The sequence below is a fragment of the Novosphingobium sp. KN65.2 genome (assembly GCF_001368935.1).
GTDB lineage: Bacteria > Pseudomonadota > Alphaproteobacteria > Sphingomonadales > Sphingomonadaceae > Novosphingobium > Novosphingobium mathurense.
In genome coordinates this window covers 42,666-64,092 of record NZ_CCBH010000189.1, presented here as the reverse complement: position 1 = coordinate 64,092, position 21,427 = coordinate 42,666, and the positions used below count along the sequence as shown (strand labels likewise).

The window sequence follows — 21,427 nt, the reverse complement described above, 5'->3', positions numbered from 1 at the left end:
TCCCGTCACGTGCGATACGGCATCGGCAGCACTTGGGCGATAGCGCGAAACGCACACAGGAGATTGACCTGCATGGCCTGCATGAAATCACTGTCCGGGTAACTCTCCACCGGGGAGAAGGCCCCCCGGTTCCGGCGTTGAGGAAAAGGCCATCGACGAGACCGTTAACCGCGACGGCCCGGTCGATCGCGGCAATCAATGCCGCGCGGTCAGACAAGACCCAGCACTTTGGCCGCATTGTCCTTCATGATCCCGGCCATGACGCTTTCCTTGAACCCGATATCGCGAGCCGCCTCGATCCACATGTCAGGCCGGATCAGGGGGAAATCCGAACCGAACATCATTTTGCCCGAAAGCTGGCCATTGGCGTAGCGTACGATCTGGGGCAGAAAGTACCGGGGGCTCCAGCCCGACAGGTCGATGAAGACGTTCTCCTTGTGCAAGGCCATCGACAGGCTCTCATCCACCCAAGGCCAACTGGGGTGAGCCAGGATGATCTTCATGTCGGGAAAGTCCGCCGCGACATCGTCCACCAGCATGGGGCGGCCATATTTCAGGCGTAGCCCTGCGCCGCCGCGCATCCCCGTGCCCATGCCGGAATGCCCGGTGTGGAATATGGCCGGCAATCCGAATTCGGCGATGACCTCGTATATCGGATAGCCGACGCGATCGGCCGGGTGACAGTCCTGCACGATGTGATGGAACTTGAACCCCCGCACGCCGTGGTTCTCGACAAGATCGCGCGCTTCGCGAGCTCCGAGCTTGCCCTTGCGCGGATCGATCGAAGCGAACGGCAGGCAGATGTCCGCATGTTGCGCGGCAAAATCCGCAACTTCGTAGTTGGAGACCCGGCGCGCTCCCAGACCACTCTCCGCATCGACCGTAAACAGGCAGAAAGCGATATTCTGGCGCCTGTAGATCTCTGCGATCTCGGGCATCTTGGGACGTTCGCGAGGCGCCTTGAAATAAGCCGAGGCAGCATCGAAGAACTGGGCCATGACCGGATCCTCGGGATCATGGCAGGAAACTTCGGCGTGGACATGAACGTCGATCGCGCGGATGGCCTTTACGTCGATGGTCATCGGCCAGCCGTCTTGGCGGAGCCCGCGTCGAGATCGCGATCCTCGTTCGCACGATGGACGACGTACTGGCGGACCGCCTCGATTTCATCGGGGTTCAGAACATTCGCGAAACTGACCATGCCGTTGGCTTCGAGGGCACCGTCATGGACCACGGTCTGGAAGGCCGTTTTGTCTGCAACGATCGCAGAGCGACGCAGATCGGGCAGTAGCCCGCCGCCAATGGCCGCATCGCCGTGACAGGTTCCGCAGAAGCGACCATAGCGATAGGCGCCACTCTTCACCTGCTGCATCGTGCCGGTGAAGGGCGGCGGATCGATGGGCAGCTGATTAATCGGCGGGGTTGCAGGAAGCTTGGCCTTCCCGCCCAGCTTGAAGACGAGCAGCCGGCTGACGTTGTGCACCGGCCCACCGTCCTGCGACAGCAGTCCAGGTGCCAGGGCCCAGATACCGCCCCACCCCGCGACCACGGCCAGATACTGCGTATCGCCGATCTTGTAGGTGACCGGCGGTGCGACCACGCCGGTCTGGACAGGGTAAGACCACAGCTTCGCCCCCGTATCGGTGGCGTAGGCCGCCATTTCACTTTTCATGTTGCCCTGGAACACGAGTCCACCGCCGGTCGCCAGTAGGCCACCGTTATTGGCGCTGGGGAACGTGACCCGCCAGCGCTCCTTCTGCGCCACCGGGTCCCAGGCGATCAGGACGCCCTGCGTCGCCTGTTCGGCTCCGGCGCGGACCTTGCGATCGGCCGGCATGGCCCCGGCGGACATGTCGACGCCGGTATTGAAACCCTTCTTCGCCGGCTTCCAGTCCTTGTCCGCAAAGTAGGGGAAGGCTGCGATCTGGGCCGGAATGAATACCAGTTTCTCCTTCGGGTCCCACGCCATCGGATGCCACGAGTGCGCCCCGCCTGCGCCCGGCGATCCGATCCATGGGCGACCGGTCTTGTAGTAGCGCGCCTCGGGGTTCTCGATTGGCCGCCCGCTCTTCGGATCGAGGCCGCTGGCCCAATTGACCGGCACGAAGTTCTTGCCCGAGATGAACTCACCCGTCTCACGGTCGATCACGTAGAAAAAGCCGTTCTTGGGCGCCTGCATAAGCACCTTGCGAACTTTGCCGTCGATCTTGAGATCGGCAAGCATGATGTGCTGCGTCGCCGTGAAGTCCCAGGTTTCGCCCGGTGTTTCCTGGAAATGCCAGACGTATTCGCCGGTTTCAGGGCGGATCGCGACGATCGATGAAAGGTATAGGTTGTCGCCCTTGCCTTCCGATCGGATGCCGTGATTCCAAGGGCTTCCATTGCCGACACCGATGTAGAGCAGATCGAGTTCGGGATCGTAGGCCATCGCATCCCAGACCGTACCGCCGCCACCTTGTGCCCACCACTTGCCGTTCCAGGTCTTCTCGGCATCCTTGAGATATGTCTCGGCATTCTTCCCGGGCCGGTCGGGCACCGTGTAGAAGCGCCAGGCCTGTTTCCCGGTCTGTGCGTCATAGGCCGTGACGTACCCGCGCACGCCCATCTCTGCCCCGCCATTGCCGATGATCACTTTCCCGCCGATGACGCGCGGGGCACCGGTAATCGTATAGGGCTGGCTCTGGTCAACGGTAACCTGGCTCCATAGCGTCTTTCCGCTTTTGCGATCGAGAGCGATGAGACGCCCGTCGAATGTTCCCAGGAACAACTTGTCGCCCCAGGCCGCCAGCCCGCGATTGACGACGTCGCAGCAGCCATTGACACCCGCCTTGCCGGGAACCTCCGGATCGAAGGCCCACAGTTCCTTGCCCGTCACCGCATCATACGCTTTGACCTTCGACCAGGCAGTGGAGATGTAGATGACGCCATCGATGACCAAAGGCGTCGCTTCCTGACCTCTGGAGGTGTCCAGATCCGCAAACCAGGCAAGTCCGAGATCCCTGACGTTCTGCCTGTTGATGTCGGCAAGCGGCGAATGGCGCTGTTCGTCGTAGGTACGCCCATAAGAAGGCCACGCGTCATTCGCTCCCTCGGCGATAAGCCGCCCGTTGACGCCGTCTTGGGCGAGATCCTGCGAACTGTTGGCAAGACCCATCCCGCAGCCTGACAGGGCTAGGCATGTGCCCGACACGACAACCGCCAGCAACGAGAAACCCTTCGCAACCATTCCACTCTTCCCGCATTCCGGCCGTCAGCTGCGCCGGTTGATGATTTTTTGGACGTATTCGGGGCGACGCACGGTCATCCCCAGCGGTTGATCTCCGGACCGGGAGCCCAGAAGGTCGCAACATCCGCTCCGCCATCGGCAAGGACAGAAGCCACAGCGGGACGAGAGCGAACGCGCTGCAGCCAGACCGTCGTCAGCGGCTTGTCCCGGAAGGACTCGGGAAGAACCCGTTCCATTCCTGCAAGCCAGGCGAAGGTGGCGAGATCGGCGATCGTCAGCTCGCCCATCAGCCACTTGCGCCCGTCGCCAAGCTGCTTCTCGCAGCGCTCGACCGCCTGCAGGACCTTGGTCCGGCTGTCGACGATCTGCGCAAGATCCACCGCGCCGTCGCGCAGGATCTCCCAGCGCGAACGCAGGTCTGCACTGACGATCCGACCCGCTAGTTCCTCGAACCGTTCATCCGACACGGCCCCGAGAGTTTCCTGCGAGAATTCGACATTGCCCAGCAGGGCCGCAGCCGGAGACAGGCGCTCGGTGATCTGGCGGCACCACATCATCATTTCCCAGTGCGCATAGGGATCGATTGGCTGGAGCGAGGCTTTGTCCGAAAGCTCGTCGAAATACTGGGCCAGGAAGACGGCATCGGTCATCGCCTCGCCATCGACCACCAAGACGGGGCCTTCCCCTTCGATACCCATGTCCAGGGCCACCGCTTCGCCGATGCCGGGCAGGACGTGTCGCTCGCCGGCAAGCAAGTCGATCGGGCGCCGTTCGACGTCCACGCCGGTTTCGGCAAGGGCCGCCAGCACGATCAGTGACGGGCCGTTCGGCGCGCCGTGATAGAGAACCATCGCCATCAGATCTGCTCCCCGTCGAGAATGGCGACACGCTTCACCATGTCGGTCCGGCCCAAGGCCCAGCATTTCTTCACGGCCGGTCGGGCATAGACCGCCCGCAGCCAGCGCAGGAGATTGGGCGTCTTTTCATCATTGCAAAGCGATGGTTGCGAGAGCGGGATGGCGTAGGCCAGATTGAAGCCATTGATATCGGCAAGGCCATAGGTGTCGCTGGCAAGCCACTCACGCTTGCCCAGCTCTTGCTCCAGCATGTTGATACCCAGGGCCACGCGCCTTTGGCTTTCGGCGATCTCCGCTTCGGAAAAAGTGCCGTGGATCGCCTTGCGCCAGGATACGCGCCGCTCGGGCAAGGGAATGCGCTCAATCGCCGCTTCGAGTTCGGCCGGGTCGCGCTGGCGAACTATCGGACCGACAAAGACGCTCCAGCCGATCATCGAGAAACTCGGAGCCAGCCACTGATCCATGAACTTCATCCACCAGCGGACCCGCCAGCGATCCCGGGCATCCTTCGGCATGAGTTCCGGCCCGGAGAACGCCTCGTTCACGTATTCCATGATCGCCGTGCTCTCGACCAGGACACGGGATCCATGCGTCATGGCCGGTATCGTACCCTGCGGATTGATGGCCAGGTATTCAGGACGATGCTGATCGAACTGCAACATATCGATGTAGTGGCTATCGAATTCGACACCCTTTTCCATCAGGGTCAACATCGGCTTGCCTGAATTGGCATTCGGCTCCCAGTGGTACAGTGTCACTTGTGCCATGGCGCTTATCTCCCGTTCGTATTCATACCCGCCCCTGAATCGGGTCAGATCGCCTTTACCTGCTTGGCATTATGCGGTTGCAGCAGGCAGGAAAAGCCAACTGCAACCGGCATGATCAAAAGGTCTTCCTGGCGGTAACGGCCCATTCGCGCGGCCGCCCAACCGTGCTGTACCCGGTCCCCGCCGTGGCATAGACAGCCACGAACCGCAGGGGGAGCAGGTAATACTTGTCGAAAAGGTTCTGGACCTCGAACGAGATGGAAAGATCCTCGTCCTTGTTCTTCCAGGTCAGTCGTGCATTCGCGAGAACGAAATCGGGCCGGTACTCCAGCGGAGAAGCGAGCGTCAGACGCCCCACGCTGCGCTTGCCGGTATAGGCAAGGTCGAAGCGCGGCGTGATCGATCCGGCATCGCCCAGATCGGCACGGTATTGAATGCCTGCGCTCCACTTCCAGTTGGGCGTGGTAATCGGGTCACCGATCTTGATGGCTCCACCCACAACCTCATCGATCCGTTTCCACTTGCCGTCGATCCAGCTCAGCGACGCATCGATGTCGAGTCCATCGACGAGGTTTGCGAAGACCTCCGCCTCGACGCCGTACATCTTGCCGTCACCGGCATTCTGGATGGCTGCGCAGGTATTCGTACCGGTTCCCACCGGCAATTCATCGAGTACCGAACAATCCGAGATCGGCAACTGGATATTCTTGAAGTCGTTATAGAATCCGGAGAGATTGAGGCGCACACGATGGCCGAAGAAGTCGGTCTTCACGCCCATTTCATAGGCAGTTAGCGTTTCCGGATCGAAAGCACCGTTGATGGCCTGGAGTGCCGTGAAGGGGCGAGCCACAACGCCGCCGCCCTTGAAGCCGGTGCTCACCGTCGCATAGCCCATGATTTCGGGGCTGAAACGATAGTCGGCGGAAATGCGCCAGTCGACCCGGTCACCGTCGTAAAGGCCAACCAGCCCATCGAGCTGACCGACCCCGAAGCTGTCATTCAGCACGCCTCCGTCCAGGCCCTTGCGAACGAAAGTGTAGTCCTTGTGCTCCTTGGTATAGCGCAAGCCCCCGGTCAGAGTGAGTTCTGCGGTCGGACGCACGATGACCGTACCGAATACCGCCTTGCTATCGGCGTTTACCGGATCGTTGCCCTGGAACTGCAGGTTACAGAAGCCCATGCCTCCGCAGAAGGCATAGTCGATGTAGCGGATATCCTGCCGCGTGAAGTAGAGGGTCTTCTGGTCGCTGTAGAATCCGCCCAAGGTCCATTCCGCGTCAGGCCCGATATCGCCGGACAGGCGCAATTCCTGGCTGAAGAAGCGAAACTTCAGGTCATTGAAGCCAGCGCCAACGATGTTGGGATTGGGTGTAAAATCGTCATCGGTGCCAAAGACCTGCCGATAACGCCGATACGCGGTGATCGACTGCAAGCGCAGATGGGAGCTGAACTCGTAGCTCAGGTTGCTCGAAACGCCCCAGCCCTTGAACTTCGTCTTGCTGGGCATGTAGTACGCCTGATCGACAGCGCCGCCCGCCGGAGCGAAGAAATCTGCGTAAGTGCAGAAGCGTCCGCAGATGAAATTGATACCGTCGGTCTTGCTCGTATCGTTAACCGTCAGAACGCTCGCGCTGTAGGAGCGATTTTCATAGGTATAATCGCCCGTGATCGTCCAATCGAGCTTGTCATCCGGATTGAAGCGGAGCGAACCGCGAAGGCCGGTGTAGTTCTTCTCGCCGAACTTATCGACGACGCAATCCGAAGGCGTAGAGGGTCGAGCACCGATGCCCAGGGCGTTGCCGGGATTGGCGCAGCCAAAGTCCACCTGATCGACGTAGCCTTCCTGCCGCTTGTGAACGGCAGCGATACGGGCATAGAGGTTGTCGGTCAGCACGAAGTTGGCACTGCCTCGCAAGTCCGTGCGGTCACGCGAACCATAAGCAACCTCTACCGAACCGCTGTTCTCGTTGCCGGGCTTCACCGAAAACAGCTTGATCGCGCCGCCGATCGAGTTTCGCCCGGTCAGCGTACCTTGGGGGCCCCGCAGGACTTCGACCCGATCGAGATCGAGCAAGTCCATGATCGAACCGGTCAGCGTCGCATAGTAAACGTCATCGACATACATGCCCACACCGGGCTCGTAGGCCGGATTGAAGTCGTACTGGCCGATCCCGCGGACATAGACTGCCATCGACGAGCCGAAGGCACCGCCCATCTGCGTAAGCTGAACGTTCGGTGCCTGAGCGGCGATCTGGGAGATGTCCGTCTGGTTTCTTGAGGCCAGCAGGTTCGCATCGACTGCCGTGATCGACAGCGGTGTATCCTGCAGGTTCTGCGCGCGGAACTGTGCGGTGACGATGATTTCATTGAATGAAGGCGATTGCTCCGCCCGGTCTGCCTGCTTCGCTTCATTGGGCAGGTCCTGCGCTAGGACAGGCGCAGCAGCAAACAGCACACTGCCCGAAACGGTTACAAGCAGCACGCGACGCAAGTGTGCCCTGGTGAAGATCTGCATCTTGGTCCTCTCCTGAACCGGCACCCGGACGGTGTTCCGAACTCGGCGCCATATGATCGCCTAGATAGCGACATTATGTTTGTATGACATACTATTTTTGGATGGCAAGAGTATAGTCTCGGATGCCATCGATCGAACGCATCGGAACGCAGACAGCCATCTGCATGTGGACCGCAGAAACAAGGGATCCGAGCCCTGTTCCCGCGCGACGACAAGCATCACTATTGACTGTTAAAACTGGGAAATTCGAGGTTATCTGAAATTGGCCACGCGGCCGGCAAGGCTTCCAGAATGTTCCATAGCGCCAATGATTCTTCACGCGATAGCATTACGACTGCCCCAAGAACCCTGCCGATTCACGATGTCAGGGGATCGATAACCTCTCTCCATTTTGAAAGATTACAAATCATATCAAAAGTTATGGTTGCGCAGGCACTGCCATTTGAAAGTCAGACATCCGATCCACGCCAGAACGAAGCGCCCTCGCTTCTGGCCTAACTTGCCAGGTCGGATCTGATGATCCCGACGGGACGGGGCATACAACGCTTATCGGAACGCGCGCTCCTGCGCGGCACGCTCGACAATTCCCGTCCAGCCCGATTTGCACATGTCGACGTTTCCGGCCGAACAGCCGAAGCCTTCTCCCGACGCTCCGCCCCCAGCGGACTACCAAGTCCCCCATGCGCAGCGCTCACTACAACATCTGGAGCGCAGTCATCCCTCCCCCGCGGACGTTACTCTGGCGCTTTGCAAGGCAAGAACCGTCTCACCAGACGACCTGCTTCCTTCAGAAGCCATCTACGATCGTGACGGTAAAGACCTCTGGTCATTCGAAGGACCGGTGCCGGCCCATTCATCGCGGCATCGCTGGTGCTGGTTCAGCGACATGACGCCGGGCGCAGCACTTGTGTTCAAGACTTACGACAGCGCACCGGACGTCGCTCGATGCGTACCGCACGTCGCCTTCGACAATCCTGACGCTAACCATCACGCAGTGCCGCGCGCCTCGATCGAACAGCGGGCGATCGCATACTGGTTCTGACGCAAGACGCCCCGCCGAAAGCCAAATGGACAGATCCGTCCAAGCTTTGGCGGAGCGCCGAACGACTATGCCAATTCAGGCGTCGGCACGCTGGGTGCGCCAGCCTTCGTGGTAGGTTTCACGGGCCACGCGCGAATAGGGAACCGGCGAAACGATGGCCCGCACCGCGAGCTGTTTGTGCGGCTCGACGGTGGTCTTGCGCGTGCCGCCATCCTCTTCACCCCAGACGACCTGCACTTCGCTGCCGATGGGGATTTCAGGATCGATCGTCGCGAGCGAAAGCGCCTGCTTCTCGTTGTAGGAGTAGCCGGTGAACATCGACAGACCGACCGTCTTGCCATCGGCATCGGTCACGCGATCGTAGTTCGACGAAGCATAGTTCGCGAGAGGCACGTCGAAGAACTTGTACTGCTCACCATCCGGATCGAACAGCGACGCCATGATCTTCGCCATGTCCTCCGGATGCCACGCCAGGGTCACCTTCCTGCGCTGCTCAGCCGGATCGATTGCTTCAAGCGCTTCGCGCCCATGGAAGTCGTGGTCGAACTTCACGAAGGGGCCATAACCCAGTTCCCAGGGATTGAGGTAATAGTCCTCGATCGCCTGCGAGACGAAGCTGCCACCGATCGACCCTGTCGCTTCGTAGCTGTCAGCCCCGAGCCACTCACGATAGCCCTTGAGCTTCTCACCCGTGTAGATCGCCGGCAATGGTGAGGGGATCCAACCCGATTCCAGCGTATTGGAAGGATAGGCACGGCTGCCGCAGGCGATCAGGCCGAATTCCTTGCCTGCCTCGAGAATGGCCGCGCGGACTTCCTCCTGCTCCTCATAGGGCCCCCAGATTTCGAGACCCGGCGCGCCGGACATGCCGTGGCGCAAGGTCCTGATTTCCCGGCCGGCGATTCGCATCGTGCTCATACTGAAGAAACGCAGTTGCTCGAGCGGGCCGCCATTGAGTTTCTCGATGACGTCCCAAGCCCTGGGACCCTGGATCTGGAAGCGCCAGACCGAGCGCGAAACCGGTTTGCCCATGGGTCGCATCGGCGAACGATCGTCAAGTTCGAGCTCGACATCGTAGCCCTGCTGGGCCTGATAACGCAGCCAGTTCGACGCCGGAGCGCGGCCGACGTAGCAGAACTCTTCGGGGGCGAGCCAGAAGATGATCCCATCGCCGATGACATGGCCGTACGGCGTGGTCGGCACATACTGCTTGGCCTTATTGACCGCCCACCCCTTGGGCGAATTGATCATCGTATCGGTCAGAAGCTTGAAGGCATCTTTTCCGCGGATGTACAAATTCACCATGTGGTGGGACTGATCGAACAGAACCGCGCTGTTCTGCCAGGCCCACTGTTCCGAACGCCAGTTCGAGAATTCCGGCGCCACGACAGGATAGACGTAAGCCCCCAACTGCGAATTGCGCAGCATCTCGACGGGACTACCCGCGCCCTGCAAAACCTGCTCAAGATTCATGGCCATCTAAATTCTCCCACGTCACGCGCACAACCTCGTGGCGCTTTCCCCCAGCCTAATACCGGCATGGCCCTTGGGACAAGGAGAATGTTTGCCAGAATTATCGTCACGAATGACATAATAGTCTTTCGCGCAGTCAACAGCTCGGCGCAGGGAATTCTGGGATAATTTCCAGAGTTATGAGACGACAATGTTCCGATTGACAGAATCCCGCTCCTACACGGAAATAACTTTCGTTACCATTATGAATGAAATGCAGGCTCAGCGCAGGATGCAATAAAAGGGCTCGGACAAGGCGAACGAAGGCCACGCCAGGGAATCTCACCCCGATGCCGACGGATCCGGAAAAGGAAGCAGGAAGATAAGCGCGCCCTTACCGGACCTCGCGACAATCAAGGGCGCGAAAAACCGGTTCATCGCCGCCCTGGGCGCTTCGCAGGTCTTCCTCGACGAAGAGGATATCGCAAGCTATCGCGACAAGTACGCGGTCGACGACGCACTTCACCTCCCTGCCGGTGCGATCGCGCCGGACAACGTCGAGCAGATCCAGGCCGCCTTGCGCATCGCTCGCGACAACGTGCATCCCGCTTTGGCCCCTCAGCCAAGGCAAGAAATTCCGCCAATCCGGTACCGCCACGGCCGGCCAAGAAAAAAGGGGCCGCGTTGCCGCAGCCCCTTCTTCCGGATTTCGAATTGTCGAAAACCTATCAGTCTTCCTTGAGGAAGGCCGGCATGTGGTTCGGATCGCCACCGCCGTTGTCACCGCGCTCGCGGCGCGGGCCACGCTCGCGGCCACGGCCACCGCCGCCGCCTTCGCGACGCGGACCACGACGATCGCCACCACGGCCGCCGCCTTCACGGTCACCGCGCGGTTCGCGGGGCGGACGGGTATCCTCCAGCTCTTCACCGGTTTCCTGGTCGACGACGCGCATCGACAGGCGGACCTTGCCGCGATTGTCGATCTCGAGGACCTTGACCTTCACTTCCTGGCCTTCCGACACGACGTCGGTCGGCTTCTCGACGCGCTCGTTCTTCATTTCGGAGACGTGGACGAGGCCGTCCTTGCCACCCATGAAGTTCACAAAAGCGCCGAAGTCGACGATGTTGACGACCTTGCCGGTGTAGATCTTGCCGACTTCGGCTTCCTCGACGATGCCGAGGATCCACTTCTTCGCGGCCTCGATCTGGTCGAGATCCGAGGACGAGATCTTGATCACACCTTCGTCGTCGATGTCGACCTTGGCGCCGGTCTCGGCGACGATCTCGCGGATGACCTTGCCGCCGGTGCCGATGACGTCGCGGATCTTCGACTTGTCGATCTGGATCGTCTCGATGCGCGGTGCGTGAGCCGACAGCTCGGTACGGGCCGAGCCGAGAGCCTTGGTCATTTCACCCAGGATGTGCGCGCGGCCGGCCTTCGCCTGCTCCAGCGCCTTGCCCATGATTTCCTTGGTGATGCCGGCGATCTTGATGTCCATCTGCATCGTGGTGATGCCGTTCTCGGTGCCAGCCACCTTGAAGTCCATGTCGCCGAGGTGATCCTCGTCGCCCAGGATGTCCGAAAGGACGGCGAACTCGTCGCCTTCGAGGATGAGGCCCATCGCGATGCCCGAAACCGGACGCTCGATCGGAACGCCCGCGTCCATCATCGAGAGACAGCCGCCGCAGACGGTCGCCATCGAGGACGAGCCGTTCGACTCGGTCACGTCCGAGAGAACGCGGATGGTGTAGGGGAAGTCTTCCTTCGAGGGCAGCACCGGGTGCAGCGCACGCCACGCCAGCTTGCCGTGGCCGACTTCGCGACGGCCCGGGGCGCCGAAGCGACCCACTTCACCGACCGAGTAGGGCGGGAAGTTGTAGTGCAGCATGAACGCCGAGTACGACAGACCTTCGAGGCCGTCGATCATCTGCTCGGAATCCTTGGTACCCAGGGTGGTGGTGCAGATGGTCTGCGTTTCACCGCGGGTAAACAGGGCCGAACCGTGGGTGCGCGGCAGGAAGCCGACCATCGATTCGATCGGACGGACCTGGTCGAGCTTGCGGCCGTCGATGCGCTGGCCGTCCTTGAGGATGGCGCCGCGAACGATCTCGGCTTCGACCTTCTTCATGGTCTTGATCGCGACCATCTGGGTCTGCGGCTCGGCGTCGGCGAAAGCTTCCTTGGCCTTGGCGCGGGCTTCGTTGAGCGCGTTCGAGCGGGCCGACTTGTCGGTCAGCTTGTAGGCAGCGGCAACGTCCTTGCCGACGACCTTCTTGAGCTTCGCCTTGATGTCGGCCGTGTTGTCCGACAGGTCGATTTCCCAAGGTTCCTTGGCGGCCTGCTCGGCGAGGTCGATGATGAGGTTCACGACCTTCTTGCACTCGTCATGCGCGAACATGACGGCGCCGAGCATTTCTTCCTCGGTGAGTTCCTTGGCTTCCGATTCCACCATCATCACGGCATCGCCGGTCGCAGCGACAACGAGGTCGAGGCGGCCGTCGGCCAGCGCAGCTTCCTGCTTCGGGTTCAGCGTGTACGCACCGTCGACGAAGCCGACGCGGCAGGCGCCGATCGGGCCCATGAAAGGCACGCCCGAGATGGTGAGCGCGGCCGAAGCAGCGATCATCGCAACGATGTCGGGCTCGGTCTCGCCGTCATAGCTGAGGACCTGCGCGATGCAGTTGATCTCGTTGTAGAAGCCTTCCGGGAACAGCGGGCGAACCGGGCGGTCGATCAGACGGCTGGTCAGCGTTTCCTTTTCGGTCGCGCCGCGCTCACGCTTGAAGAAGCCGCCCGGGATGCGTCCGGCGGCGGAGAACTTTTCCTGGTAGTGCACGGTCAGCGGGAAGAAGTCCTGGCCTTCCTTCACCGACTTGGCAGCCGTGACGGCGCAAAGCACAACAGTTTCGCCGTAAGTGGCAAGGACCGCGCCGTCAGCCTGACGGGCAATGCGGCCGGTTTCCAGAGTGAGGGTCTTTCCGCCCCACTCCATCGATACGGTTTTGACGTCGAACATAGAGTTTTCCTCAACCCACCGGCCCTATTGCCTGGCGGGGTTTACTGCCGGGGATTCCGTCCCGGTCCGGTGCGGGGCCTTTCTCGGCCCCAAGGCCCCTCGCCGAATTGCGAGGATACCCAGATAGGGTGGCCCAGATGCAAGAAGCGGCCCACTCAGGGGCCGCCTCCGCGTCAGTCTTACTTACGTAGACCGAGCTTCTGGATCAGAGCGTTGTACCGCGCGACATCCTTCTTCTTGAGGTAGTCGAGCAGCGAGCGGCGCTTGTTGACCATGGCCAGCAGACCGCGACGCGAATGGTTGTCCTTGTGGTGCGACTTGAAGTGTTCGGTCAGGTTGACGATGCGCTCGGTGAGGATCGCGACCTGTACTTCCGGGCTGCCCGTGTCGCCAGCGGCGCGGGCGTTGTCCGAAATAATTTCCTGCTTCTTCTCGGCGGTAACCGTCATTCATTCTACTCCGCGACATCCGAAAGGTTGAACCCCCTGACGACGCGGGCTTCGCCGCCCGAAAGCTCCATCAACGCGACCGGAACAAGTCCTTCTCGCGCCCAATGCAGCCCGTCTTCATGGGGCAGCCCGGTCAGAACGCGGCCCTGTCGGACCGCCCTTGCCTGCTCCGGACCGAGGTCGATGGCCGGGATGTCGTCCAGCCCCACCTCCAGTGGCAAGAGTATCTGTTCAAGAGGCGCGCCCTTACCGATTTCGTTCAATTTGTCCAGCGAAATCGCGCGAGACAGGTCGAACGGCCCCGCCTTTACGCGGCGCAGCATGGTCACCGTGCCGCAGCTATCCAGGGCCCTGGCGATATCGCGCGCCAGCGACCGGATGTAGGTGCCCTTGGAGACATGGGCAAGAAATGTCGCTTCTTGAGCCGCTTCGCCGCCGGGATCGCACAGGGAGAGCGCATGGATCGTCACCGCCCGGGACTTGAGCGCAACTTCCTGTCCGGCCCGGGCCAGGTCATAGGCGCGCTCACCGTCGACCTTCAGTGCCGAGTAGGCCGGAGGAACCTGCTCGATCGGGCCGGTAAAGCGCGGCAGCACCGCGCTCACCTGTTCGCGCGTGGGCACGACGTCACTACGGGAAACGACTTCGCCCTCGAGATCGAGCGTGTCGGTCTCCTCGCCGAAGCGGACGGTAAAGGCATATGTCTTGCTGGCATCGAGCATGCGCCCGGTCAGTTTGGTCGCCTCGCCCACGGCGATCGGCAGGATACCGGTCGCCAGCGGATCGAGGGTGCCGCCGTGGCCGACCTTGACCTTCTTGCCGTAGCCCGCCTCGCGCAAGTTGCGCTTGACCGCGGCCACGCCCTGGGTCGAGCCCAGCCCATGCGGCTTGTCGAGAATGATCCAGCCGTGCGGCATTACGAGACGATATCGGAAAACTTCATCGCGCCTTCCAAGGCCGCCGACGCCGGTTTGTCAATCTCGCCGGCCCTGCGGATTACTTCGCGAGCTTCGCCTTGGCCGCGTCGATCCGGTGGAGGCCCTTGGATCCCTTGCTGGGCGGACCGTCGACCCGCTCGAACGAAGCGATCTGGTAGCGCTGCCCCTTGACGATGACCGCGCCGAACTTGTCGAGCGTGCCGTTGGGACGGGTATCGATCCCGATATCCTCGACATAAGGCAGATCGTAGGACGGCGACATCAGCTCCGCGCGATACCACTGGCGATGATTGTCGCGGAAATAGATCGTGTGACTGTCGCCTGCGCGCCAATCGTCGACACCGCCATGATCGGCGAAAGGAATGGAAGCTTCGCTGTGCCGGGCCGAAGCAGCGGGCGCCGGACCCGCCATTGCCGGCGTAGCGACAAGCAGGCCGAGCGGGATGAGCAATGCGGACATCTTCATGGTGACTTCCTTTCGAATTCTCGAACGGTTTCACCCCCTGCCCTCCCATTTCGGCTCCGGCGCGGGTCACTTCAAGGGCAACGACACTTTGTTACAGGCTCGCGCCGAAGCGGATCAGCCTCCCGCCACGGCTTCGGCCAGGGCATAGTAGTGATCGCTGGCCCAGATTACCGGCGGCAGGACCAGCCGACGCACGATGCCCCAGTCGGGGAACAGGTAAGGGATCACCAGCAGGACGAGAAACAGCAGCGGCAATCCATAAGGGCGCATCCGGGCATAGATCCGCGCGGCATGGCGTGGCAGCGCGCCCTCAACGATGTGCGAGCCGTCGAACGGCGGGATCGGCAGCAGATTGAACAGCGCCAGGAAGACGTTGATCAGGATGAAGTTGTTGAAGTTCATCGCCGCGAACTTCTCGACCGGGCCCAGCTCCGCTCCGGCAAACCGGACCAGCAGACCCAGCATGACCGCGCCAACCGCTGCCAGCACGAGATTGGTTCCGGGCCCTGCCGCAGCGACGGCCATCATCCCCTTGCGCGGATCTCGCAAGCGATGGTGGTTGACCGGCACCGGCTTGGCCCAACCGAATATCGGCATGCCGGTCAGTGCCAGGAACCCCGGCAGCACAACCGTGCCGATCGGGTCGACATGGCGGAACGGATTGAGGCTGAGGCGCCGCTGCTCATAGGCCGTCGGGTCGCCCAGCGCCCTCGCGGTCCAGCCATGGGCCACTTCGTGGAACACGATGGCGAAAATGAGGGGAATGATGAGCGCTGCGGCCTGCAGCAGTGTGTCGTTCATGCCTCCCATCTAGGCACAGAGCGCCGGCGCCGCAATCTCGCCCGGAAGATAAGTCCCGCCAGGCGCGCTGTCGACGCGCGAGTTTTCGGGTGGCAGCCCCACTTCCTGCTGGCGCAGATGACAGCGGAATCTCGGATGTCCAAGTTGCGTCAGTTCCTCAGGCCCGTGCGGCGGCCATTTCCATTCGATTGCGAAAGCAAGCCCCAAAAATCGGAACGTGCGAGCACGGAGTCTTCGGACAATGGCCTCAGGACAGCGCCAGTGCCTTGCTGAAATGCCGGCGGCAGAGCGCAACGTAGCGGTCGTTGCCGCCGATTTCGGTCTGCTCTCCCTCGCTGACGGCGGCGCCTTCGGCATCGACGCGCAGGTTCATGGTTGCCTTGCGGCCGCAATGGCAGACCGCCTTGAGCTCGACGAGCGCGTCGGCGATGCCGAGCAGTATGGCCGAACCGGCAAACAGCTGCCCCCTGAAATCGGTCCGCAGGCCGTAGCACAGCACCGGGATGTTCCCGCCATCGGCCAGACGGGCGAGCTGCCAGACCTGCTCCGCACTGAGGAACTGCGCCTCGTCCACCAGTACGCAGGACAGCGGAGCCGCACGATGCAATGCGAGGACGCTTTCCTCCAGATCGGTATCGGCCGCGAAACGATGGGCATCGGCATGCAGGCCGATCCGGCTCTCGATCGCCCCTGCCCCACCACGGCTGTCGATGGCCGCGGTCCACAGCATCGTGCGCATGCCGCGTTCGATATAGTTGAAGTTCGCCTGCAGCAGCGTTGCCGACTTACCGGCATTCATGCTGGCATAGTAGAAGTAGAGCTTGGCCATCGCGACGGTGGATAACACGGCCAATTCAGCCCGGCACGAGGACTTCGGCAGTTCTCCCCGCTTGAATGAATTCCTCTGAAGTTCTTTAAGATGAACCACGCAGGCCGTGGGAGTTCGCAATGAAGAAATTGCTCGCCATGTTCGCTGTCTTCGGGTTGGTCGCACTCGTCGCCGCCTATGTGGCGCTGGCTCCTCTATCGACTTCAGGCCCTGGAGCCGTGCAGACCGCGCTCGCCTTTCTCGATGAAGGGGCGGCGCGCATTTCCGCCGTTGCCGGACGCAGCGAAGCCGTCCTGGCCCTGCTCGGCTCAGGGATGGTGCTGGGCCTGATTGCGGCCGTGGCTGTCGGCAAGCGCTCCTCGCCACTCGAAGACGAAGACGCAATACCCGCTGCCGGCCCGGTCTGGCGTCCCGAGGCCCACTCGCACGAAGACCGCATTGCCGGACTGCGCAGGCGGGCCAGCGGCGCGGCTAACCCGGAGCCTGAAATCGAAGGCCCGGTCATCACCGCCGTGGTCGACGAGGTGGACTTCGCCCAGGTAACGGAATTGCAGCTCGCATCCCCAGCCGAGCCTGAAGAGCCTGCAGAAGAAGCGCCTCGCCCGGTCGTCCTCGTGCGCAAGAAGCGAGAGCGCAATCGCGACTGGACCTGGGACCTGAGCTGGCTGGGCGGCCTGCCGAGGCTGGGGACCGCGCAATGGCCGCGCGATGCCCAAGGCACGCCGCTACCCTTCGCAGCGCAAGTCAACCTGTCCGAACTGGCCGGAACCTGCCCGCAAAGCCCGCTTCCCCATGCCGGATCTCTGGCCTTCTTCCTGGGCGAAGGCGCGGTCGTCGCGGTCACGCCGGGCGAGCACGATTTCACCGATCCACCCGCCGACCTGCCACCCGCCTACGAGGAAGACGGCGCACCGCTGCCGACAACACCGACGCGGCTCAGTCGTTACCTTTTCCCGTTCTGGCCTGTCGAACCGGTCGCACAGGATGGCGCCGAAAGCGCGGGCGCGGCAATCCTGCAACAGGGCGGCATGACCTCGGCGGCACTCGTCGAAGATGGCGAGGCCGATTTGTGGTGGTACGGCGTCTTCCACCTGACCGACCACTTGCGCGAAGCCCTGGACGGCGCCCAGCGTGAATACGATGCCGAACTGCGACAGGAGAAAAAGGCCAGGGATGCGCTGGAAGCCCTCGAAGCACGCGGCGATGCCCTGCCCGAAGCCGTCGCCGGAGCGCGTCGCAAGGTCCACGACGTGACCGCAAGGTTGCGCGAGATCGAGGAGCAGGCAAGCGACTTGCCGGCCATGATCGAGGCACTTGAGGGCTTCACATCAGGCCGCGGTCCGTGGGAGCCACTGACCGAGGAAGAGCGCGGCCTCGTTTCGGATATTCTCGGAGAGATTCATGCCCGCCACGGCAAGCTCGTCGACGGGCGCGTACCGCACGCCCTGGCGCCGCTGAGAGCCCTGTGCATCCGGGCCATGGCAACCGGCGCACCCAAGGCCTTTTCCGCCCTGCCCGACGACCTGCTCGAGAAGATAGGCAAGGACTTCACGGTCCCGCCGCGCGATCATCACCAGATCTTCAGCGACCCGACTCACGGCTCGGAAGGTGAAGACCTGCTGCTGCTGCAACTGGCCAGCGACGACATGATGGAATGGCGCTGGGACAACCTCGGGCGCTACCAGTTCCGCATCGACCGCCAGGACGCGATGGGCGGGAACTGGCACAAGGCAAGACTGATCTTCGAACCCGCCTGAATTCGTCCGGCTGCGATCAGTCTTCCTGACCGAGATCGCGCTTCACGCGCGGATCGGACAGGAGCGCGTCGATGCGGCTCGCCTCGTCGAAGGTCTCGTCCGCGCGGAACCGGATCTTGGCCGCGAACTTGAGCTTCAGTCGCTGCGCCACTTCGCGCTGGAAGAAGGCCGTGTGCGTCCGCAGGGCCTTGAGGACAGCTTCCTCGTCCATGCCGAGCAGCGGTTTCACATACACCGTCGCCTGCCGCAGGTCCGGCGTCATGCGCACTTCGGTGACCGATACCGAATGCCCGCTCAACGTGTCGTCATGCACTTGCTGACGGGTAAGGACTTCGGAAATCACATGGCGCACCTGTTCCCCCACCTTCAGGAGGCGGACAGAGTGCTGTTCGGGAGTAAATTGCTGGCGTGCCATCGTCTGCGTCCATTTGGGTGCCCGGCGGCAATTTGCAACTCATGAGGCCGGCCCGGCGCCGTCCTCCTGCGGCTTTCCTCATGAGAACTCCTCACAAGGGAAATGGGGCAGCGATTTGCGATCGCCGCCCCATCAATCCTTCGATCCGACCGGTCCCGCGACGCGAAACCGGGGAACGCGCGGCCGGCCTTAGCCGATCGTGCGTTCGCGCTCGCTGACCTCGAAGACTTCGAGGTGGTCGCCCGGCTTGATGTCGTTGGTGTCGGCCAGAACCACACCGCACTCGAGGCCGGTGCGCACTTCGTCGACGTCGTCCTTGAAGCGACGCAGCGAAGCGATGGTCGTTGCCGAAACGATGACGTCGTTGCGGGTGAGACGGGCATGGAGTCCCTTGCGTATGACGCCCTCGACGACCAGCAGACCGGCCGCCTTGTCCTTCTTGCCGGCCGGGAAGACCTGCTTGACTTCGGCGCGACCGACGACCGTCTCGACCTTTTCCGGACCCCAGATGCCGGCCATCTGCTTGGCGACTTCCTCGGTCAGTTCGTAGATGACGTCGTAGTACATCATCTCGGTCTTGGTCTTTTCGATCTGTTCGCGCGCCTTGGCGTTCGGACGGACGTTGAAGCCGACGATCGGCGCGCCCGAGGCCGAAGCCAGGGTTACATCGGTCTCGGTGATCGCGCCCACGCCCGAATGCAGGATGCGGACCTTGATCTCGTCGTTCGAGAGGTTGTGGAGCGCGTTGTTGATCGCTTCCACCGACCCTTGCACGTCGGCCTTGATGACCAGCGGGTACTCGATGACGTTCTGCTTGGCGGCCAGCGCCGAGAACATCGTGTCGAGGCTCGCCGGCGCCGTTGCCGTGCGCTTGGCGGTCGCCTGCTCCTGGCGATAGGACGAGACTTCGCGGGCGCGCTGCTCGCTCTCGACCACGGTCAGGACGTCACCGGCCATCGGCACGCCGCCGAGACCGAGGACCTCGACCGGCATCGACGGCCCGGCTTCCTTGACCTGGCGGCCCTTGTCGTCGTTCATCGCGCGGACACGACCGCTTTCGGTGCCGACCACGAAGATGTCGCCGCGCTTGAGCGTGCCGCGGTTGACCAGGACGGTCGCAACCGGGCCCTTGCCCTTGTCGAGCTTGGCTTCGATCACGGTCGCCTCAGCGGCGCGGTCCGGGTTGGCCTTGAGCTCCATCAGTTCGGCCTGGAGCAGGATCTTGTCGATCAGTTCGTCCAGACCCTTGCCGGTCTTGGCCGAAACCTCGACGTCCTGCACGTCACCCGACATCTGCTCGACGATGATCTCGTGCTCGAGCAGACGCTCGCGCACCTTCTGCGGGTTTGCGTCTTCCTTGTCGCACTTGTTGATCGCGACGATCATCGGCACGCCTGCGGCCTTGGTATGATTGATGGCCTCGATCGTCTGCGGCATGATCCCGTCATCGGCGGCAACCACCAGGATGACGATGTCGGTGACGTTGGCACCGCGCATGCGCATCTGGGTGAAGGCCGCGTGACCCGGGGTATCGAGCACGGTGATCTGGTCGCCGCCCTTGGTCTTGATCTGGTAGGCGCCGATGTGCTGGGTAATGCCGCCAGCCTCGCCGCGCACCACATCGGTGCCGCGCAGCGCGTCGAGCAGGCTCGTCTTGCCGTGGTCGACGTGGCCCATGATGGCAACCACCGGCGGACGCGGCTTCAGCGAGGCATCGGTATCGACGTCCACCGAAGTGTCGATGTCGACGTCGCTTTCCGAGACGCGCTGGATGTTGTGGCCGAATTCGGTGACGAGCAGTTCGGCGGTATCCTGGTCGATCGTCTGGTTGACGGTGACCATCATGCCCATGTTGAACATCGCCTTCACGAGGTCCGCGCCCTTCTCGGCCATGCGGTTCGCGAGTTCCTGCACGGTGATCGCCTCGGGAACGATGACGTCGCGAACCTGCTTTTCGCGCTGCTGGTTCTGACCCGAGAAATGCGCACGACGCTCCTTCTCGCGGGCACGCTTGAGCGCAGCGAGCGAACGTGCACGTGCACCTTCGTCCTCGTTCAGCGCGCGGCTGACGGTCAACTTGCCGGACTGGCGGCGATGATCGGTTGCCTTGCGATCGCCGCCGCGTGCAGCGGGAGCGCCCTTCTTGGCACCGGCCGGTCCCTTGTTGGCACCGCCACCGGCAGCACCGCCGCCCGCGGCACCGGCTTCCTGCTTGCGGGGCGCCGGCTCCGGTCGCTTGACCGGGGTGAAGCGACGCGGTGCGGGCGCCGGGGCAGCGGCTTCCCTGGCCTTGGCTGCAGGCGCAGCGGCAGCCTTGGGAGCATCCTGCTGGGCTTCCTCGGCCTGTTCGGGCTCGACAGCTGGCTCGGCCTTGGCTTCGGGTTCAGGCGCAGGTTCGGCCTTGGCCACTTCCTGCTCTGCTTCCTTGGCCCTGGCGGCTTCTTCCTCGGCGCGGCGATTATCTTCGGCGCGGCGCTTCTCTTCCTCGATGGCGCGCAGCTTTTCTTCCTGCTCGCGACGATTGGCTTCCTCCAGCGCGGCGAGTCGGGCTTCCTCGGCCTCGCGCAGCAGGCGTGCCTGCATCTCCTGACGGGTCTCACCCGCAGGGGCAGCCGGCCGCTTCGGCGCAGGGGCCGGAGCCGGTGCAGGCTGCTGGGGCGCAGCCTTGGCTTCGGGCGCCGGAGCCGCAGTTTCCTCGGCCTTGGTTTCCACGACGTCGCCCGCGCCCGGCTTACCGATGATCTTGCGGCGCTTGACCTCGACCACCACCTTGTTGGTGCGGCCGTGGCTGAAGGTCTGCTTGACCTCACCCGCTTCCACCGAGCGCTTAAGCCCAAGCGGCTTGCGGCCCAGGGTCGGTTTGTTGTCGGTCTCGCTCATATCTCTCGTCGTGCCC

17 protein-coding genes are annotated in these 21,427 nt (G+C 62.5%); 2 read left to right on the top strand and 15 right to left on the bottom strand.

What is annotated here, in order from left to right; genetic code table 11:
- Positions 1-209 precede the first annotated feature (209 nt).
- The 5 genes from SPHV1_RS19780 to SPHV1_RS19760 all read right to left on the bottom strand — a co-directional run bounded on the left by SPHV1_RS19780 (position 210) and on the right by SPHV1_RS19760 (position 7,365).
- Complete coding sequence (locus tag SPHV1_RS19780; RefSeq protein WP_156367403.1) at positions 210-1,082, bottom strand: amidohydrolase family protein; 873 nt, start codon at positions 1,080-1,082, stop codon at positions 210-212.
- A complete protein-coding gene (locus SPHV1_RS19775; protein WP_054947722.1) occupies positions 1,079-3,226 on the bottom strand; it encodes a PQQ-dependent dehydrogenase, methanol/ethanol family in 2,148 nt (715 codons plus the stop codon). The genes SPHV1_RS19780 and SPHV1_RS19775 overlap by 4 nt, the downstream gene beginning before the upstream one ends.
- Positions 3,227-3,300: 74 nt before the next feature.
- Positions 3,301-4,083 carry a glutathione S-transferase family protein gene (locus SPHV1_RS19770; RefSeq protein WP_054947721.1) on the bottom strand — a complete coding sequence of 261 codons (783 nt, stop codon included), beginning with the start codon at positions 4,081-4,083 and terminating at the stop codon, positions 3,301-3,303.
- Positions 4,083-4,850 carry a glutathione S-transferase family protein gene (locus SPHV1_RS19765; RefSeq protein ID WP_054947720.1) on the bottom strand — a complete coding sequence of 256 codons (768 nt, stop codon included), beginning with the start codon at positions 4,848-4,850 and terminating at the stop codon, positions 4,083-4,085. The genes SPHV1_RS19770 and SPHV1_RS19765 overlap by 1 nt, the downstream gene beginning before the upstream one ends.
- 115 nt (positions 4,851-4,965) lie before the next feature.
- Positions 4,966-7,365 (bottom strand): TonB-dependent receptor, encoded by a 2,400-nt coding sequence (locus SPHV1_RS19760; RefSeq protein ID WP_054947748.1) that lies wholly within the window; start codon positions 7,363-7,365, stop codon positions 4,966-4,968.
- Positions 7,366-7,972: 607 nt separating this feature from the next.
- Here SPHV1_RS19760 and SPHV1_RS25145 point away from each other — a divergent pair.
- A complete protein-coding gene (locus SPHV1_RS25145) occupies positions 7,973-8,407 on the top strand; it encodes a CmcJ/NvfI family oxidoreductase (protein WP_156367402.1) in 435 nt (144 codons plus the stop codon).
- 75 nt (positions 8,408-8,482) lie between these two features.
- Here SPHV1_RS25145 and SPHV1_RS19755 read toward each other — a convergent pair whose 3' ends face one another.
- The 8 genes from SPHV1_RS19755 to SPHV1_RS19715 all read right to left on the bottom strand — a co-directional run bounded on the left by SPHV1_RS19755 (position 8,483) and on the right by SPHV1_RS19715 (position 16,359).
- Entirely contained in the window at positions 8,483-9,880 is a 1,398-nt protein-coding gene (locus SPHV1_RS19755; RefSeq protein ID WP_197277754.1) for an aminomethyltransferase family protein, read from the bottom strand.
- A 373-nt stretch (positions 9,881-10,253) separates the two neighbouring features.
- Complete coding sequence (locus SPHV1_RS19750) at positions 10,254-10,463, bottom strand: hypothetical protein (protein WP_054947718.1); 210 nt, start codon at positions 10,461-10,463, stop codon at positions 10,254-10,256.
- 124 nt (positions 10,464-10,587) lie between these two features.
- A complete protein-coding gene (pnp, locus tag SPHV1_RS19745; RefSeq protein WP_054947717.1) occupies positions 10,588-12,876 on the bottom strand; it encodes a polyribonucleotide nucleotidyltransferase in 2,289 nt (762 codons plus the stop codon).
- 179 nt (positions 12,877-13,055) lie between these two features.
- On the bottom strand, positions 13,056-13,325 hold the full coding sequence (gene rpsO / locus SPHV1_RS19740) for a 30S ribosomal protein S15 (protein ID WP_054947716.1): 270 nt from the start codon (positions 13,323-13,325) through the stop codon (positions 13,056-13,058).
- A 5-nt stretch (positions 13,326-13,330) separates the two neighbouring features.
- The gene (gene truB, locus SPHV1_RS19735; RefSeq protein ID WP_054947715.1) at positions 13,331-14,242 is read right to left on the bottom strand and encodes a tRNA pseudouridine(55) synthase TruB; all 912 of its coding nucleotides are present in this window, start codon (positions 14,240-14,242) and stop codon (positions 13,331-13,333) included.
- A 79-nt stretch (positions 14,243-14,321) separates the two neighbouring features.
- Entirely contained in the window at positions 14,322-14,729 is a 408-nt protein-coding gene (locus SPHV1_RS19730; protein WP_054947714.1) for a DUF6491 family protein, read from the bottom strand.
- A gap of 114 nt (positions 14,730-14,843) precedes the next feature.
- Complete coding sequence (locus SPHV1_RS19725) at positions 14,844-15,530, bottom strand: site-2 protease family protein (RefSeq protein WP_054947747.1); 687 nt, start codon at positions 15,528-15,530, stop codon at positions 14,844-14,846.
- 247 nt (positions 15,531-15,777) lie between these two features.
- Entirely contained in the window at positions 15,778-16,359 is a 582-nt protein-coding gene (locus SPHV1_RS19715) for a thymidine kinase (RefSeq protein ID WP_054947712.1), read from the bottom strand.
- Positions 16,360-16,478: 119 nt separating this feature from the next.
- Here SPHV1_RS19715 and SPHV1_RS19710 point away from each other — a divergent pair, with 119 nt between their 5' ends.
- Positions 16,479-18,116, top strand: a complete 1,638-nt coding sequence (locus SPHV1_RS19710; protein ID WP_054947711.1) for a DUF1963 domain-containing protein — start codon at positions 16,479-16,481, stop codon at positions 18,114-18,116.
- A gap of 16 nt (positions 18,117-18,132) precedes the next feature.
- Here the strand turns inward: SPHV1_RS19710 and rbfA are convergent, their stop codons facing one another.
- Together rbfA and infB are read right to left on the bottom strand one after the other, a co-directional pair.
- Positions 18,133-18,531, bottom strand: a complete 399-nt coding sequence (gene rbfA, locus SPHV1_RS19705; RefSeq protein WP_054947710.1) for a 30S ribosome-binding factor RbfA — start codon at positions 18,529-18,531, stop codon at positions 18,133-18,135.
- Between the two features lie 189 nt (positions 18,532-18,720).
- A complete protein-coding gene (gene infB / locus SPHV1_RS19700; RefSeq protein ID WP_054947709.1) occupies positions 18,721-21,411 on the bottom strand; it encodes a translation initiation factor IF-2 in 2,691 nt (896 codons plus the stop codon).
- Between the last annotated feature and the right edge of the window lie 16 nt (positions 21,412-21,427).